This is a genomic window from Paraburkholderia sp. SECH4 (assembly GCF_030511745.1).
Classification (GTDB): Bacteria; Pseudomonadota; Gammaproteobacteria; order Burkholderiales; family Burkholderiaceae; genus Paraburkholderia; species Paraburkholderia madseniana.
The window spans coordinates 117,679-134,155 of record NZ_JALOCP010000002.1 but is presented as its reverse complement, the minus strand read 5'-3'; the positions used below and the strand labels follow the sequence as shown (position 1 = coordinate 134,155).

The window sequence follows — 16,477 nt, the reverse complement described above, 5'->3', positions numbered from 1 at the left end:
AGCGCCTTTTTTTCATCCTGCGACGTCAGTAAGCCTAAAGCCTCAGCGCGAAGTCATCTGCTTCAACACCTCTTCGACGATCTCTTCCGGCGACAATTCGATGCTCACCGTGATCGCCTCATCCGGGCCCGGCTCTTCGAGCGTATCGAGCTGGCTTTGCAACAGCGACGGATCGAAGAAGTGACCGGTGCGCGTGGTCAACCGCCCGCGCAGCACCTCGAACGAACCCTTCAGATAGACGAAGCACACGTCCTTATCGCCGCTGCTACCGCCGCGCAGAACATCGCGGTACGAGCGTTTCAGCGACGAACACGTGAACACCGCCTTCTCGCCCGCCCTCTGCTTTTCCTCGATCGCCGCACGGATGGTTTGCAACCACGGCCAACGGTCTTCGTCCGTAAGCGGAATGCCGTGGTGCATTTTCTCCTTGTTGGCGGCGCTGTGAAACGCGTCGCCGTCGGTGAACGCGCAGTGCAGGCGTTCCGCCAGCATTTCGCCAATCTTCGTCTTGCCGGCGCCCGACACGCCCATTGCGATCAAAATCATCAAAAACTCCTTACACGACCGTCGCGAGCGCGAAAGTCAAACCCAAGCCCATCAGCGAAATGATGGTTTCGAGGAGCGACCATGTCTTGAAGGTCTGCCCCACCGTCATACCGAAGTATTCCTTGATCAGCCAGAAACCGCCGTCGTTGACGTGCGAGAAAATCAGCGAACCCGAACCGGTGGCGAGCACCAGCAATTCCGGCGTGACCTGCACGCCGCTGGCGGCCGTGATCGGCGCGACGATGCCGCATGCGGTGGTCATGGCAACCGTCGCCGAACCCGTGGCCAGACGAATCAGCGCGGCCACCAGCCAGCCGAACAGCAGTGGCGACAGATGCATGGCCGTCGCAACGGTGACGATTTCCTTCGAAATGCCGCTATCCATCAGCACGCGCCCAAAACCACCGCCCGCGCCGACGATCAGCGTGATACCCGCGATCGGTGCGAGACATTCGCCACAGAACTTCTGGATCTGTTCACGACTGAAGCCGCGGCTCGCACCGAAGGTCCAGAAGCTAACCAGCACGGCGATCAACAATGCTACGTCCGAATTGCCCACGAAGTGCAGCAGATCGTTCGGCAAAGTCTTCGGCGTGGAGACGAGGTCGGCCCAACTGCCGATCAGCATCAGAATTACCGGCAAGAGGATCGTGAACAACGTGACACCGAAGCTCGGCAATTCGCGCTTCGGCGCCGCGCTTTTCGCGTTATTTTGCGCGTCATCACCATGGCCGAGGAATTGCGCGGCGAGCGGATTGTTCTCCGGCAGCTTGATGTAACGGCTGATCAGCAGCGCGAACAGCGGGCCGGCGACGATCGCCGTCGGCACGCCCACGATCAGACCGTACGCAATCGTCTTGCCGATGTCGGCGTGATACGCCTGCACCGCGAGCATCGCTGCCGGGTGCGGCGGAATCAGACCGTGCACGACGGACAGACCCGCGACCATCGGCAAGCCGACCAGCAGCAACGACTTGTTGGTACGTTTGGCGACGTTGAACGCGATCGGAATCAGCAGCACGAAACCGACTTCGAAAAACACCGGCAAGCCGACGATGATCGCTACGACCATCATCGCCCAATGGATGTTCTTCTCACCGAACCACTCGATCAGCGTGGTGGCGACGCGCTCCGCGCCGCCGGATTCGGCCATCATCTTGCCGAGCATGGTGCCGAGGCCGACCACGACCGCGATGTGGCCGAGCGTATTGCCGTTGCCGGTTTCGAACGATTTGACGATCGTGCCGATCGGCATGCCGGATACAAGACCCAGCAGCAGCGAAACGATGATCAGGACGAGGAACGGGTAAACCTTGTAACGGGTGATCAGCAGGATCAGAAGTGCGATGGCGATCACCGCGAAGACCAGCAGCGTGCTGCCGTGGACAGCTTCCATGAAGCTCCTCCTTTGCGTTATTGATTGTTGGTGCGGAACACAGCTGGCACCTGTCTCACGGCGACCTCAAGCGGTGCCTGAAAACCCGGCAAGCCGCGCGGACGCTGAATTTTACTGTTTGTTGTCTCTAAAAGCGCGCGAATCCGGCGCGCATATCGCAAAGGAGCCTCGGCGCGACAGCCTGACAGGCTGTTTCGACGAGGCTCCTTTGTGTAGGGCCTGGTTACCGGCCTAAAGTACGCGCCGTTTCAACTCAATGTGCAGGCGCGGCCAGCTCGCTGGCGGCACGTGCGAGACGCGTGACTTCGTCCCAGTTTTGCGCGGCAAGTGCAGCCTTCGGCGTCAACCACGATCCGCCCACACACACCACATTCGGTTGTGCGAGGAAATTGATGGCGCTTTCGGCCGTGATGCCACCGGTCGGACAGAATTTCAGCGTCGGGAACGGGCCGTAAAACGCCTGCAGCATCGGGATACCGCCGGCTTGCTGCGCCGGGAAGAACTTGACGATTTCGTAGCCGAGTTCGAGCGCCGCGATAATGTCGCTCGGCGTCATGACACCCGGCAGCAGCGGCAAACCCGCATCTTGCGCGGCCTTGTGCATGTCTTTCGTGAGACCTGGCGACACGCCGAATTGCGCGCCCGCTTTCTTCGCCTGAAAACAATGCTCGGGCTTCGTGATCGTGCCGACCCCGACCACGATGTCTTCGGACAGCTGGCTCGCGCGTTCGATCGCTCCGAGTCCCGCAGCCGTGCGCAGCGTGATTTCGAGCACCTTCACGCCGCCCGCATGCAGCGCGCGCGACACGTTTTCGCCCTGTTCGACCGAGTCGAACGCGAGCACCGGAATCACCGGGCCGAGGCGCACGATATCGCTTACTGTTTTCGCCGTCATAGTCAGACTCCTTGTTTCTGCAGCTCGTGGCTGGCTTGAGTGGTGCTTGTGTGTGCTTTCTTGTGTTCGCCGTGCTGCGCGCCGCGTTCGCCCACCATCGGACCGAACACCGAGGCGCCCTGCTCCGCCGGCGCTGCCGCCGCACGGAACACGCCGAACAGTTCGCGGCCGAAGCCGACTTCGTTTTCCGCCTGATGCTGCGGCAATGCTTCCGGCCGCGCCGCCCATTCGGCTGCATCGATTTCGATGTCGAGCACGCCTGCGTCTGCATCGATCACCAGCATGTCGCCGGTGCGGACTTTGCCGATCGGGCCTTGCAGCAATGCTTCCGGCGACAGGTGAATCACCGCCGGCACTTTGCCCGACGCGCCGGACATACGCCCGTCGGTGACCAGTGCAACGTGGAAACCTTGATCCTGCAACACACCGAGCAACGGCGTCAAACGATGCAATTCGGGCATGCCATTTGCGCGGGCGCCCTGGAAGCGCACCACGGCAATGAAATCACGCTTGAGCTCGCCGTTGTCGAACGCGGCCTGCACGGCTTCCTGCGAATCGAACACGATCGCGGGCGCCTTCACCTTGCGATGCTGCGCTGCGACGGCCGAAATCTTGATCACGCCGCGGCCAAGTTTGCCCTGCATCAGACGCAAGCCGCCATCCGGCTGGAACGGTTCCTTGATACCGCGCAGCACCGCCGTGTCTTCGCTCTTTTCCGTGCCCGGCACCCATTGCAGCTTGCCGTCGAGCAGCTTCGGTTCTTCGGTGTAGTGATGGAGACCCTTGCCGGCGACTGTGTTCACGTCTTCATGGAGCAAGCCGCCTTCCAGCAGATTGCGGACCAGGAACGCGACACCGCCCGCAGCGTGGAAGTGGTTCACGTCGGCCTTACCGTTCGGGTAAATCTTGGCGAGCAGCGGCACGGCTTGCGACAGCGTGTCGAAGTCGTCCCAGTCGATCACGATGCCGGCCGCGCGCGCGATCGCGACGAGGTGCAGCGTGTGATTGGTCGAACCGCCCGTTGCCAGCAAAGCGACGATGCCGTTGACGATGGCTTTCTCGTCGACCACGTGGCCGATCGGCATGTAGTTGCCGCGATCCACCGTCAAGTCGAGCACGCGGCGCGCGGCTTGCGCGGTCAATGCGTCGCGCAGCGGCGTATGCGGGTGCACAAACGCCGAACTCGGCAGATGCAGGCCCATCACTTCCATCAGCATCTGGTTGCTGTTTGCCGTGCCGTAGAACGTGCAGGTGCCGTGGCTGTGATACGCGGCGGCTTCTGCTTCGAGCAGCGCGTCGCGGCCGCACTGGCCAGTGGCGAAAAGCTGACGCGTCTTGGCTTTGTCGTCGTTTGACAGGCCGCTGCCCATCGGGCCGGCCGGCACGAAAATCGTCGGCAGATGGCCGAATTGCAGTGCACCGATCAGCAGGCCCGGCACGATCTTGTCGCAGATGCCGAGGCACAGCGCTGCGTCGAACATGTTGTGCGTGAGGGCAACCGCCGTGCTCATCGCAATCACTTCACGCGAGAACAGCGACAGTTCCATGCCCGCATTGCCTTGCGTGACGCCGTCGCACATGGCCGGCACGCCGCCGGCAAATTGCGCGACGCCGCCGTTTTCACGCGCAGCTTCCTTGATGATGTCCGGGTAGTTTTTGTACGGCGCGTGCGCCGACAGCATTTCGTTATACGAGGACACGATGCCGATGTTCGGCTGGCGAATCTGCTTGATGACGAGCTTGTCGTGGCCTTCAAGACCAGCAAAGCCGTGAGCCAGATTGGCGCACGAGAGCGCGCCGCGTGCAGGGAATTTGCCCTGGGCGTGCTCGATACGGGCCAGATACGCCTCGCGAGTGGGCTTGCTGCGCTCGACCACGCGTTGCGTGACCTTCAACAATTGCGAATGCGGGGAAACCATCGGAGCTCCTTCGTCGCTGGCGTGAGGCGTAGACGCACTATGCCAGGCAGGTATCGCGGGGATGTCGAAACAGTCGACGTCGCAATGTTAGTAGAAAAACTACACGATCGCAATCACGACTCCTGTTGCGCCGCGACATTTTTGAATAGCCTGAACGCCTTACTGGCTTTACCTTGGCCACGTATAGGGCAAAACCCAGGGAATATACCTACTGCCCGATATGTAGTTTTTGTACCTTTTTCTGCAATCAGATATAGTCCACGCATTCTTCAGCATAGTGCGAGTTTTCCGATGATGCTGTCCCAGGTGGAAGAGATGCGCGACCAGTTGCGTCCGTCCGAACGCAAGCTGGCCGATTACGTGATCGAAGCGCCGCGCGAGGTGCTCGATCTCTCGATGACCGAGGTGGCCGCGCGCGCGGGTGTCAGCCAGCCGACCATCGCGCGGTTTTGTCACGCGCTAGGGTTTTCGGGCTTTCGCGAGTTCAAGATCCGGCTGGCGCAAGGCATCGCCGCGGAAGTGCCCGTCGTCTATCGCGACGTGCGGCCGGACGAGCCGACGCCGGGCGTCGCCGCGAAGGTACTCGACCGGACTATTGGCGCGCTGATCCAGGTGCGCAACAATCTGTCATCGGACAGCGTGGCCGCGGCGATCGCGCTGCTGGCGCAGGCGCGGCGCATCGAGTTTTACGGCGCGGGAGGCTCGGGCATTGCTGCGCTGGATGTGCAACACAAGTTTTTTCGCTTGGGTATGCCGAGCGTCGCGTATTCGGATCCGCATACGTTTCTGATGTCGGCAACGCTGCTGGGTGAGGGCGATGTGGTCGTGGCGATTTCGAATACCGGACGTACGCGCGATATCGTTGACGCGGCGAAATCGGCGTTGGCAAGCGGCGCGAAGGTAATCGCGATCACACACGGTAATTCGCCGCTCGCGCGGCTCGCGACGGTAGGGCTGTTTGCGAACGTCGATGAAGACACAGATATTTTTTCGCCGATGACCTCGCGCGTGTCGCATCTGGCGATCGGCGACATTCTGGCGGTGGGGGTGGCGTTGAGCCGCGGACCGGAACTGGTTGAGAAGCTGGCGCAGGCGAAGGAAGTGATCAACCGCCGAAGGATCGATCCACGCTCATAACGATAAAAGCAACGAGATCATGGCGGTAAGAGTGCGTCCATGCTGGGCGAACAGCAAAAATCCCCGCCAGCCTTCCGGCTACCGGGGATTTCCGTTCAACTACCGTACGCTATCGAAAACCGTCGATCAGAACTCGTAGCCAACCTGAGCGCGCGCGCCCGCATCGCCCGTCGACGTCACGGAGACCGCACCGTTCGCGAGCCAGTGGCCCGTTTGCGAGCGATAGGTGACGCCCACCGCTCCTGCCGATGCGCCCTTATACGTGCCACCACCCGCCGCAACGACCGTCTTGCCGGGACCTGAGGGCGTCATGTTGGGCATGGCCATCGCCGCAGCTACGCCGGCATACGCGTTCTTCGCGATTTTGTCGGTGTAGTTCTTCGCCTGCGTCTTCGCCTCGTTCAACTGGTTCACGTTCACCGCGTCGGTCCCTTGCGTACCATTCGCCACGTTCACGATACGGCGCTCGTTGCCTTGCGAACCCACAGAGAAGGTGTTCGCCTGATCGGCCACCGACCCCGCACCGATGGCCACCGAATTATCACCGCTTGCTTGCGCTCCACCGCCGAACGCGACTGCATTGGTGCCCGACGATGTGGGCGCAGGCAGGCCCGCCGTGCTTACCGACATGGCCGACTTTACCGATTGAGTCAAATCGGCCAGGTTCTGATTGGTACTCGACAACTGGGCGCCGGTCACCGCGTCAGTGCTGGTCGCCGACAATTCGCCGTCCTGCAGATTGCTCAGTTTCACCGCCTGCGCGTTAGCCGAACCGCCCAGCGTCACCCGATCATGTTCCAAGGAGTCGTACTTGACGACCGTGTTGTTCAAGTCCGCGATGTCCGCTGTGTTCTTTTCGATTTCCGTCGTGTTCTTTTCGATGTCCGTCGTATTCTTTGCCACGCGACCGTCGAGGTTCGAGATCGCGTCGCCGACGTTGTTCACGGTCTTGCCATCGACACTATACGTTGGCGCCGAAATCGTGCCGTCTGCAGCAACCTTCGCGCCACCGCCGAGTGCCGCTGCTGTGCTGGCAGCGTTCGCATACAGCTCCGAGCCGTTCACCGCATCCTTACTCGTGCTGTTCACGGCACCTGCCCCGACGTTCTGGATAACGCCGTCCGAATTGATCGAAACGATCTGCCCATCAGAGCCTGCGCGGAAGTTAACCGTATTCGTCGTGCCGTCGGCGTAAACCACCGACCCGCCCGCCTCGAGCTCCGCAATATCGTGACCTGCGGGAAGATAGGCGTTGTTGGCACAACCGCTGACAACCGCCACCGTTGCTCCTCCTCCGAACGACACCGCGTCTTTTCCATCGCCGCCCGTCGCGCATACCTCGGCCGCAAACGCGCCTCCAGAAAGGAAAGCCGCTGCGGCGCCTGCGCCGACTAGCCTGGAGACGGTTGAAGCTGCACGCGTAGATCCGCCAACTTTGCGCGACTTTTCCCCAGATGGCCGGGTCGACTCGGATACCGCCACTTGGGCGCCCGTTGCCTTATTCGATACGTTTTTATGCGACTTACTCATGAATTTATCCCTCCGGACAGCATATCCGGTTCTGCATTAGAAAATGGCGTGTTGCAGGATTTTCGAACACACCAACCAGTAACGGGGGATCGAAACATGGTCACCGCTATGGAAATTCATGGACCATTTCGTTATTCCACCCGATCTGACAGCAGAGTAAGATTTGTATGTCAGATTTCGAATCGGAGCATTCTTAAACTGGACTGATTGGAGTAAGAGCACATAAGAAAAACGTCACTCAATAGTCGACCTCTTCAGAAGAGGCGGATCACGGGACTGTTAAAGGTCTGCCTGGAACGAGGGGGCGAACTCGCGGAAATAAAATGGACCTGATTTTCTTTCTGGGAGTTCGAGTTCGCTGTCACGAGCACCGACGATTTTTCCGTAACCGGCTGGACGCGATGATTGATCTTCGTCATCCGCTGGCTGTGCTGGCGAGACGGATGCCGTGGGCATCGAAGCGACGCTAGCCCCTTGCCCGCGCGGCGCGCTCCCGAAGGCCGGGTCAGTGAAGGCGTTGATCCGTTCGGCACGACACCGGCGCTAGCGGGCGCGGGCCAGAGCGAGGCAGGACGTCCGCGGCTGATCACCTTGCGAGCGGCGCGCGATGCAAACGCGCTTGGCAGGCACCGATGTGCAGAGGCGCAAAAAAGGCGGGCTCCCCGAAGAGAGCCCGCCTTTTTACTACCTACCTAAGACCGGTTCACGAAAAACACCCAAACCGCAGCGCTTTTCGCGACCATCACCCAACGCTTACCACTGATACGATGCACCTGCCCCGTAGGTCGTATCCGCCGCGCTGATCCCTGCACCGATCTTGACCTTCAGGTTCGCGGTAATACGCGCCGACGCGCCCAGTGCCACGGCCTGATAGCCCTTGTAGTTGCCCCCGGCAATACCGACCGCCAGCGTCTTGCCCGGATCGACTTCCGGAATCATCGTCAACGCGGTAGCGGCTGCAACACCGCTGTAAGCGTTACGTGCGACCGAGCCCAGACCCTGCTGGAACTGACGCATGTTCACGGCGTCCGTCGGGCCTTGGCCGTCAGCGACGTTCGTGATACGGCGCTCGTTGCCCGGCGAACCCACCGATACGGTGTTCGCCTGATCTGCCACCGAGCCTGCGCCGAGTGCCACCGAGTTGTCGCCACTTGCCTGAGCGCCGCCGCCCATCGCAATCGCGCCACTGCCGGTCGCCGTAGCGGCCGGAGCGCCAGATGTGTCGATCGCCAGCGCGCTGCTGCCGGTCGACTGCTGGTTCTGCACCGCCTGGTTCAGGTTAGCGACTTGCTGGTTGGTATTCCACAACTGCGCGCCAGTCACCGCGTCTGAACTCGTCGCCGACAGTTCACCGTCCTGCAAATTGGTCAGCTTCACCTTCGGCGCGCTGGCCGAACCGCCCAACGTCACCTGGTTGTGCGCCGCGCTGTCATACGACACCGCGTTCGCCACCGAGCCGTCGAGTTCGCACCCAATGCGACGGCGTTGGCCGCGGTGACAGAGGAGGCGTTACCAATGGCTATGCCGTTTTGCGCATTGGTTACGCTGGCCAGGCGGCCGAGGGCTATTCCGGCAGTCGAGTTGTCGTCGACTACCGTGTTGGTGCCGATAGCAACCGAATCTATTGCCGCTGCCTTACCCGAGCCATCCGTGTTTCCGCCGATGTAAATTGAATTCGCGGCGGTTGCGTTGGCGCCTTGGCCCACAGCGACTGCGTTCGTTGCACTGGCTTTCGCGCCCGTTCCGATTGCCTCGGCAGCGGCACCGGTGGCGCTGCCGCCATCCAAACCGCCCGCAATGGCATCCATCGACACTCCAATCGCCAGCAGTGCTGTTACCAGCGCCGTCTTCCGGCTCGACTTGCCGCGGCCCTTCGCCAGCTCGGAAGCGGCCACATACGTCCCAGTGATTTCATTCCATACACTCTTGTACGACTTGTTCATGATTTGATCCTTCTGAATATCAGTTATGGGTTTTGATGTCGCGGGAGGTGTCTTACCGAAGTCCTGCGCGCGTCACTGAGTAGCAAAAGGATTAAAACAGGGTCGTCGCAATTGGCTTTTTTTGACCATCCCATTAATCCCTCTGGAATGGAACCACTATATGACCGGGCAATTCTCAAATTAATAGGACAGTTCTTAAATCCTATGGAACAATAAGAATGCACAACGACAGATTGACAAAAATAGGACTCGCGGGCAGCAAACAGCCTACTGCGTATGGCTTGCGGATAACGGACACACGGAAGGATTCAGCGCAAGCGCACGAGCAACGTCACGTTCAGATCAAGAAAAATCTGAACGAATCACCTACTATGGGAGCACTTTGACTGGAAGAGGTTGGCGTAGAGACAGCCAGATTAAATCAACACTTCTTGACGAATGCCAACCACTCAACATTCGATTATTGAATCGCATCCAGCACGATTTTAAACACCGCGCGGGTGGATAAAAATTTGATCGACAAAAATAAATAGGAGAATTCCTATTTATCAAAACGGCTTAATAACTACCAACGCCACTGCCGCCAGCATCCCCAGCACGGGCAGTTCATTAAACATCCGATACCACTTATCCGAGCGGCGATTCTCGCCACGCTCGAATGTCCGCAACAGCACGCCGCAATACGCGTGGTAAATGATCAGCAACACCACCACACCGACCTTCGCGTGAATCCAGCCCTGCCCACGTCCGATGCCGACCGCGAGCCACAGCCACAGACCGCAAGCGAGCGCCGGCACCGCGATAAACGTCATGAAGCGGAACAGCTTGCGCGCCATCGTCAGAAGGCGCGCCGTGGCGGCGGGCTCCGTCTCCATCGCCAGATTGACGAAGATGCGCGGCAGATAGAACAGGCCGGCAAACCAGGAAGCAATCAGAACGATGTGAAACGTCTTTACCCAAAGCATCAGCGGTCCTCGTACTGCTTGTCAGCGTGGAAATGAACAGGGGCTACCCGCGCACTGAACGGAAAGCATGCGCCATCCCAAGGATGACAACAGCGCGCCGGCAGCGAACCGTTATTGCCGGCCTTCGCCGTGCCCCAGCACAATGTATTTCAGCGACGTCAGCCCTTCCAGCCCCACCGGCCCACGCGCATGCAGCTTGTCGTTCGAGATGCCGATCTCCGCGCCCAAACCAAATTCGAAGCCGTCGGCAAAGCGCGTCGACGCGTTGACCATCACGCTTGCCGAGTCGACTTCGCGCAGGAAACGCATCGCGCGGTCATGGTCTTCGGTGACGATCGCGTCGGTGTGTTGCGAGCTGTAGGTATTGATGTGGTCGATGGCCGCATCGAGGTCGTCCACCACCTTGATCGCCAGCACCGGCGCGAGATATTCGGTGCGCCAGTCTTCTTCGGTGGCATCGACGAGCGGGCCCACGCCTGCATCCGACAACACCGCGCGCGCTGCCGCGTCCACGCGTAGTTCGACTTCCTTGTCGCGATACAGCTTGCCCAAAGGCGGCAGCACCTCAGCCGCAATGCCGCGCGCCACCAGCAGCGTTTCCATCGTGTTGCAGGTGCCGTAGCGGTGCGTCTTCGCGTTATCGCAGACGGTCAACGCCTTCGCCACGTCGGCGCGATCGTCGACATAAACATGGCAGATGCCGTCGAGGTGCTTGATCATCGGCACGCGCGCTTCGTTCATCAGCCGCTCGATCAGGCTCTTGCCGCCGCGCGGCACGATTACGTCGACGTATTCGGTCATCGTGATCAGCTTGCCAACCGCGGCGCGATCGGACGTGGCCACGACTTGCACCGCGTCCTGCGGCAAACCGGCGGCTTCCAGCCCTTCACCGATCAGCTTTGCCAACGCCGTGTTGCACTCCAGCGCTTCCGACCCGCCGCGCAGGATCGTCGCATTGCCCGACTTCAGACACAGCGCGGCCGCGTCGATCGTCACGTTCGGGCGCGATTCGTAGATGATGCCGATCACACCGAGCGGCACGCGCATCTGACCGACCTGAATGCCGCTCGGCCGATACTTCAGGTTGCTGATCTCGCCAATCGGATCGGCCAGCGCGGCGACTTGCCGCAAGCCTTCGACCATCGTCCCGAGCGCCTTGTCCGACAGCGTCAAACGGTCGATGAACGCGGCGTCGAGCCCTTTCTCGCGTGCACGGGCAACGTCACGCGCATTGGCATCCTTCAGCAACGCGGCATCGCGTTCGATCGCGTGAGCAACAGCCGCGAGCGCGGCGTTTTTTGCCGCCGTCGACGCCCGCGCCATCGCACGCGATGCGTGGCGGGCGCGGCGGCCGAGGTCGGTCATGTACTGGTCGATATCCATGGTGAGTCTCATAGCGCCGCGCACGTCGAGGTGCGGCGGACAGGCAGAATTAGCGAAAGATCAAACGATTGTAAGTCGGGTGGCGGAGCTTTGCTCGCCGCCACAAGCCGTGCCGGCGGGGCCTGATCAGGCCGGCCTGCGAGCAGGTGCGGCACCCGCAGAGCGAGGTCGTGGCGGCGGCACGGGCGCCGCTTTTGCCGGCGAAGCGACTGTCATCGCCAGTTCGAACAAGCCGTCCCACGGATCAGGCGGCGGATCGTTGCGATGATTGCCCGGCGTGCCGCCGGACAATCCCTTCACCTGCCGATCCAGCCGCGCCGCCAAAGCGAGCGCCTTTTCAAGCGCCCCCTCGGTGACGCGCGACAGCGCCGGTCCGATCAGCCGCTCACGCGGCCCCCAGACGCGGTTCTCACGCACCAGCATCGCTAGCGGCTTGCCTGCCGCCACGCCACGCTTGATCCGCAATAGCGTGCGCACTTCTTCGACAACGGCCCACAGCACCAGCACCGCAGCCTCGCCTTCGCCGCGCAGCCCGTCGAGCATGCGCGCCAGACGGCCAACGTCACCGGCGAGCATCGCCTCGTTCAGCTTGAAAACGTCATAACGGGCGACGTTCAGCACAGCGTCCTGAATCTGTTCAAAACTCAACGAACCGGCCGGATACAGCAGCCCCAGCTTCTGAATTTCCTGATGCGCTGCCAGCAGGTTACCTTCCACGCGCTCGGCGATGAACGCCAACGCGCGCCGCCCTTCTTCACCAGCGGCAACCCGCTGGCCCTGAGCCGCGAGTCGCTGACCGACCCAATTCGGCAACTGTGCGCGCTCGACCGGATCGATTTTCAGCGCGACGCCAGCCTCAGACAGCGCGGTGAACCATGCAGACTTTTGCGTGGCGGCGTCCAATCGCGGCAGCGTGATCATCGTCAACACGTCGTCATTCACGGCGGCAGCGAGCGCCTTCAGCGCATCCGCGCCTTCCTTGCCGGGCTTGCCCGATGGAATGCGCAATTCGACCAGTTGACGGTCGCCGAACAGCGACATCGATTGACTCGCGCCAAGCAGCGAACTCCAGTCGAAACCGCGCTCGACGGTGAACACCGAGCGGTCGGTAAAACCGGCTGCACGCGCCGTCGCACGAATCCGGTCGCACGCTTCCTGCGCGAGCAGGTGCTCGTCGCCATACACGACGTACAGTCCGGCGAGTCCCTTCGCGAGATGCGTTTCGAGCGCGTCAAGTCGCAGTTGCATGGCTACCGATCGGCGAGGTTGAACGAGTACATGAGCGGGTACAAGAGCACGTACAGCACACTAAACAAAGACACAGCACACCGCTCACAGCGGCGGCGGCGGTAACGGCGCGCGCGGCGCAACCGCCGGCACCTGCTGACCCGGCTCCGGATGCAGCGAACGCACCAGCGACAGACGGCGCGTCAACTGGTCGATCGCGTCGTTCTCCATGTCCGCGTACAGAATGTCGGCTTCAGCAGCCTTGGCCTGCGAGAACTGGTCGCTGTAAGTCATCGCGCGGTTTAGCGCGATCACGCTCGGCGGAATCAGCACCGTGCCGTCCTTGCCGACCAGCGTATAGGTCATCGAGAGATTCATCGCATACTCTTCGACGACACCGAGCGAGTTCAGCGTGAGCGTACTGAGGCCGCGGCCTTCGGTGATCTGCAGCGTTGCGTCGGCATTCGCGACCGAAGTGACCACCACCGTGTCGCTGCCGCCCTGCACGATACGCGTGAGCCGCGCGCCGGCCGCTGCCGAACCGCCGGAGATAAAGAGTCGTTTGAATGCGTAGTCCTGCTGGCCGCGCAACTGGAAGCCGCAGGCGGACAACATCAGCACGCTGCACACCAGCGTCAATAACGATCTGCGAGTCACATGGGCTCCTGGTTCGCAGTAGATTCCGCGACGCAGACAAGCGCCGCCATGAGCGGCGGCGTCTTGCCTGCTGTCATGTTTCGGTGGGCTTTCAAACGACGACGTTCACGAGACGGCCCGGCACCACGACGATCTTCTTCGGTGCCTTGCCTTCGCTGAACTTCCCGACCGCCTCATGCGCAGCGGCGAGCTGTTCGATCGCTTCACGTGTCGCATCTTTCGACACCGTGAGCGCACCGCGCACCTTGCCGTTCACCTGCAGCACGAGTTCGATTTCGGCCTGTTCGAGCGCCTGTTCGTCGACCTTCGGCCATGCTGCGTCGAGCAGCGAGCCGAATTCGTCGGCGTAACCGAGTTCCTGCCACAACTGGAACGTCTGATGCGGCACGACCGGGTACAGCACGCGCAGCATCACGCTGTACGTCTCGCGCAGCACGGCCGGTTGCGCGCCCTTCGCGCTGTCGAGCGCGTTGAGCATCTTCATCGCCGCCGACACCACCGTGTTGTATTGCAAACGCTGGTAGTCGAAGTCGGCCTGCTTCAGCACGCTGTAGATCTCGCGGCGCAGCACCTTGTCGACTTCGCCGAGTTGCGAGGCTTCGAACTTGCCGCCGGCGCGCAGCGCTGCTTCATTCGCGTGACCAAAGCTCCACACGCGGCGCAGGAAACGGCTCGCGCCTTCCACGCCCGAACCCGACCATTCGAGCTGCTGCTCGGGCGGTGCGGCGAACATCACGAACAGGCGCGCTGTGTCCGCGCCGTGTTGATCGATCAGCAATTGCGGATCAACACCGTTGTTCTTCGACTTCGACATCTTCTCGACGCCGCCGAGCACCACCGGCTGGCCGTCCGAATTCAGCACGGCGCCAACCGGGCGGCCCTTGTCGTCGAACGAGACGTTGACGTCAGCCGGGTTGTACCAGGTCTTCTTACCCGCTTCGTTTTCGCGGTAGTAAGTTTCGTTGAGCACCATGCCCTGCGTCAGCAGGTTCTTGGCCGGCTCGCCGAACTCGATCAAGCCCATGTCGCGCATCACCTTCGCCCAGAAGCGCGAGTACAAAAGGTGCAGAATCGCGTGCTCGATGCCGCCGATGTACTGGTCCATCGGCGCCCAGTAATCGGTGCGCTCGTCGACCATGGTTTTCGCGTCCGGCGCCGCGTAGCGGTAGAAGTACCAGGACGAATCGACGAATGTATCCATCGTGTCGGTTTCGCGCTTGGCCGCGCCGCCGCAGGTCGGGCAGGTGCAGTTCACAAACGCTTCGGACTTCGCGAGCGGATTGCCCGTGCCGTCCGGCACGAGGTCTTCCGGCAGCACCACTGGCAGATCTTTTTCCGGCACCGGCACGTCGCCGCAGGTCGGGCAGTGGATGATCGGAATCGGCGTGCCCCAATAACGCTGGCGCGACACGCCCCAGTCACGCAGACGCCACGTGATCTGCTTGTCGCCGAGGCCGAGTTCTTTCAGATCGGCGGCAATCGCGTCGACTGCCTGCGTGTAGTTCAGACCGTCGTACTTGCCGCTGTTGATGCAGACGCCGCCTTCCTTCTCGCCATACCATTCCTGCCACGCTTCGGTCGAGTATTCCTTGCCTTCAAGGGCGATCACCTGCTTGATCGGCAGACCGTATTTCTTCGCGAACGCGAAGTCGCGCTCGTCGTGTGAAGGCACGCCCATCACCGCGCCTTCGCCGTAGCTCATCAGCACGTAGTTGCCGATCCACACTTCGACCTGTTCCTGCGTCAGCGGATGCGTGACGTAAAAGCCGGTGGCCATGCCCTTCTTTTCCATCGTCGCCATGTCGGCTTCAGCCACACCGCCGCGCTTGCATTCTTCGATGAAGGCCTGCAGTTCCGGCTTGTCTTGCGCGAGACGCGTGGCGAGCGGATGCTCGGCGGCGACCGCGCAGAAGGTCACGCCCATGATCGTGTCGGCGCGCGTGGTAAACACGCGCAGCAGCTTCTGTTCGCCGTCGATTTCATACGGGAAACCGAAGTTCACGCCGAAGCTCTTGCCGATCCAGTTCTGCTGCATGATCTTGACGCGCTCGGGCCAGCCGAGGCCTTCGAGGTCGTTCAGCAGCTCATCCGCGTACTGCGTGATGCGCATGTAGTACATCGGGATTTCGCGCTTTTCGATCAGCGCGCCCGAACGCCAGCCGCGGCCGTCGATCACCTGCTCGTTGGCGAGCACGGTCTGATCGACCGGGTCCCAGTTAACGGTGCCGGTTTTCTTGTACGCGATGCCCTTTTCGAGCATCTTCAGGAACAGCCACTGGTTCCACTTGTAGTAATCGGGGCTGCAGGTTGCGACCTCGCGCGACCAGTCGATCGCGAGGCCCATCGACTGCATCTGCTTCTTCATGTAAGCGATGTTGTCGTAGGTCCACTTCGCCGGCGGCACGTTGTTGGCCATCGCGGCGTTTTCCGCCGGCATGCCGAACGCGTCCCAACCCATCGGCATCAGCACGTTGTAGCCGTTCATCCGCAGATAGCGGTACATCACGTCGTTGATCGTGTAGTTCCGTACGTGCCCCATGTGCAGCTTGCCCGACGGGTACGGCAGCATCGAGACGCAATAGAACTTGGGCTTATCAGTGGTTTCCGACGTCTTATACGCGTCGATGGCGCGCCATTGCCCTTGCGCGGCGGCTTCGACGTCGGAGGGAACGTATTTTTCGTGCATGGTGTGATGGAATCGCTGGGTTCGGTGCTTTCGCACCGGGCCTGGTGCTCTGCTGGATGAAATGGCGTCGTTTCCCCTTCTGCGGGGGAAAGGGCTGATTATACCGTCCGCGGACGGGTGCGCCGCGTGGCGTGGCGCGCGGGGCGGCCTCGCAGGCGCAGGAGCGGCGGCATGTTTGCGGCATGGCCCGCCG

Annotated in this window: 13 protein-coding genes; 1 reads left to right on the top strand and 12 read right to left on the bottom strand. The window is 61.3% G+C overall.

Features of this window, described 5'->3' with window-relative positions:
• Positions 1-42: 42 nt before the first annotated feature.
• The 4 genes from M0D67_RS03420 to edd all read right to left on the bottom strand — a co-directional run bounded on the left by M0D67_RS03420 (position 43) and on the right by edd (position 4,756).
• A complete protein-coding gene (locus M0D67_RS03420; RefSeq protein ID WP_154558086.1) occupies positions 43-546 on the bottom strand; it encodes a gluconokinase in 504 nt (167 codons plus the stop codon).
• A gap of 10 nt (positions 547-556) precedes the next feature.
• On the bottom strand, positions 557-1,942 hold the full coding sequence (locus M0D67_RS03415; protein ID WP_154558087.1) for a GntP family permease: 1,386 nt from the start codon (positions 1,940-1,942) through the stop codon (positions 557-559).
• A gap of 253 nt (positions 1,943-2,195) precedes the next feature.
• Entirely contained in the window at positions 2,196-2,837 is a 642-nt protein-coding gene (eda, locus tag M0D67_RS03410; RefSeq protein WP_054034506.1) for a bifunctional 4-hydroxy-2-oxoglutarate aldolase/2-dehydro-3-deoxy-phosphogluconate aldolase, read from the bottom strand.
• 2 nt (positions 2,838-2,839) lie between these two features.
• A complete protein-coding gene (edd, locus tag M0D67_RS03405) occupies positions 2,840-4,756 on the bottom strand; it encodes a phosphogluconate dehydratase (RefSeq protein WP_154558088.1) in 1,917 nt (638 codons plus the stop codon).
• Positions 4,757-5,047: 291 nt separating this feature from the next.
• On the opposite strand from edd, the gene M0D67_RS03400 reads away from it, so the two are divergent.
• On the top strand, positions 5,048-5,893 hold the full coding sequence (locus M0D67_RS03400; protein WP_154558089.1) for a MurR/RpiR family transcriptional regulator: 846 nt from the start codon (positions 5,048-5,050) through the stop codon (positions 5,891-5,893).
• Between the two features lie 126 nt (positions 5,894-6,019).
• On the opposite strand, the gene M0D67_RS03395 is transcribed toward M0D67_RS03400, so the two are convergent.
• The 8 genes from M0D67_RS03395 to leuS all read right to left on the bottom strand — a co-directional run bounded on the left by M0D67_RS03395 (position 6,020) and on the right by leuS (position 16,284).
• Positions 6,020-7,423, bottom strand: coding sequence for a YadA-like family protein (locus tag M0D67_RS03395; protein ID WP_171926710.1), 1,404 nt, complete (start codon positions 7,421-7,423; stop codon positions 6,020-6,022).
• 753 nt (positions 7,424-8,176) lie between these two features.
• Positions 8,177-8,863 (bottom strand): YadA-like family protein, encoded by a 687-nt coding sequence (locus M0D67_RS03390; RefSeq protein ID WP_166618135.1) that lies wholly within the window; start codon positions 8,861-8,863, stop codon positions 8,177-8,179.
• The gene (locus tag M0D67_RS03385) at positions 8,830-9,366 is read right to left on the bottom strand and encodes an ESPR-type extended signal peptide-containing protein (RefSeq protein WP_154558091.1); all 537 of its coding nucleotides are present in this window, start codon (positions 9,364-9,366) and stop codon (positions 8,830-8,832) included. Before M0D67_RS03385 ends, M0D67_RS03390 begins: the two co-directional genes overlap by 34 nt.
• A 548-nt stretch (positions 9,367-9,914) precedes the next feature.
• Positions 9,915-10,331, bottom strand: a complete 417-nt coding sequence (locus tag M0D67_RS03380) for a CopD family protein (RefSeq protein ID WP_054034510.1) — start codon at positions 10,329-10,331, stop codon at positions 9,915-9,917.
• A 111-nt stretch (positions 10,332-10,442) separates the two neighbouring features.
• Positions 10,443-11,714 carry a glutamate-5-semialdehyde dehydrogenase gene (locus M0D67_RS03375; protein ID WP_154558092.1) on the bottom strand — a complete coding sequence of 424 codons (1,272 nt, stop codon included), beginning with the start codon at positions 11,712-11,714 and terminating at the stop codon, positions 10,443-10,445.
• Positions 11,715-11,840: 126 nt separating this feature from the next.
• Positions 11,841-12,962, bottom strand: a complete 1,122-nt coding sequence (gene holA / locus M0D67_RS03370; protein ID WP_154558093.1) for a DNA polymerase III subunit delta — start codon at positions 12,960-12,962, stop codon at positions 11,841-11,843.
• Positions 12,963-13,046: 84 nt separating this feature from the next.
• Positions 13,047-13,598 (bottom strand): LPS assembly lipoprotein LptE, encoded by a 552-nt coding sequence (gene lptE / locus M0D67_RS03365; RefSeq protein ID WP_168435535.1) that lies wholly within the window; start codon positions 13,596-13,598, stop codon positions 13,047-13,049.
• Between the two features lie 91 nt (positions 13,599-13,689).
• Positions 13,690-16,284: a leucine--tRNA ligase gene (gene leuS, locus M0D67_RS03360; protein WP_154558094.1), complete on the bottom strand. Its 2,595-nt coding sequence runs from the start codon at positions 16,282-16,284 to the stop codon at positions 13,690-13,692.
• Positions 16,285-16,477: the final 193 nt, after the last annotated feature.

What these genes read in the sequence shown, in the direction of transcription:
- M0D67_RS03420 (WP_154558086.1), bottom strand. Translation starts at nt 546, where the DNA reads ATGATTTTGATCGCAATGGGCGTGTCGGGCGCCGGCAAGACGAAGATT.
- M0D67_RS03415 (WP_154558087.1), bottom strand. Translation starts at nt 1,942, where the DNA reads ATGGAAGCTGTCCACGGCAGCACGCTGCTGGTCTTCGCGGTGATCGCC.
- eda (WP_054034506.1), bottom strand. Translation starts at nt 2,837, where the DNA reads ATGACGGCGAAAACAGTAAGCGATATCGTGCGCCTCGGCCCGGTGATT.
- edd (WP_154558088.1), bottom strand. Translation starts at nt 4,756, where the DNA reads ATGGTTTCCCCGCATTCGCAATTGTTGAAGGTCACGCAACGCGTGGTC.
- M0D67_RS03400 (WP_154558089.1), top strand. Translation starts at nt 5,048, where the DNA reads ATGATGCTGTCCCAGGTGGAAGAGATGCGCGACCAGTTGCGTCCGTCC.
- M0D67_RS03395 (WP_171926710.1), bottom strand. Translation starts at nt 7,423, where the DNA reads ATGAGTAAGTCGCATAAAAACGTATCGAATAAGGCAACGGGCGCCCAA.
- M0D67_RS03385 (WP_154558091.1), bottom strand. Translation starts at nt 9,366, where the DNA reads ATGAACAAGTCGTACAAGAGTGTATGGAATGAAATCACTGGGACGTAT.
- M0D67_RS03380 (WP_054034510.1), bottom strand. Translation starts at nt 10,331, where the DNA reads ATGCTTTGGGTAAAGACGTTTCACATCGTTCTGATTGCTTCCTGGTTT.
- M0D67_RS03375 (WP_154558092.1), bottom strand. Translation starts at nt 11,714, where the DNA reads ATGGATATCGACCAGTACATGACCGACCTCGGCCGCCGCGCCCGCCAC.
- holA (WP_154558093.1), bottom strand. Translation starts at nt 12,962, where the DNA reads ATGCAACTGCGACTTGACGCGCTCGAAACGCATCTCGCGAAGGGACTC.
- leuS (WP_154558094.1), bottom strand. Translation starts at nt 16,284, where the DNA reads ATGCACGAAAAATACGTTCCCTCCGACGTCGAAGCCGCCGCGCAAGGG.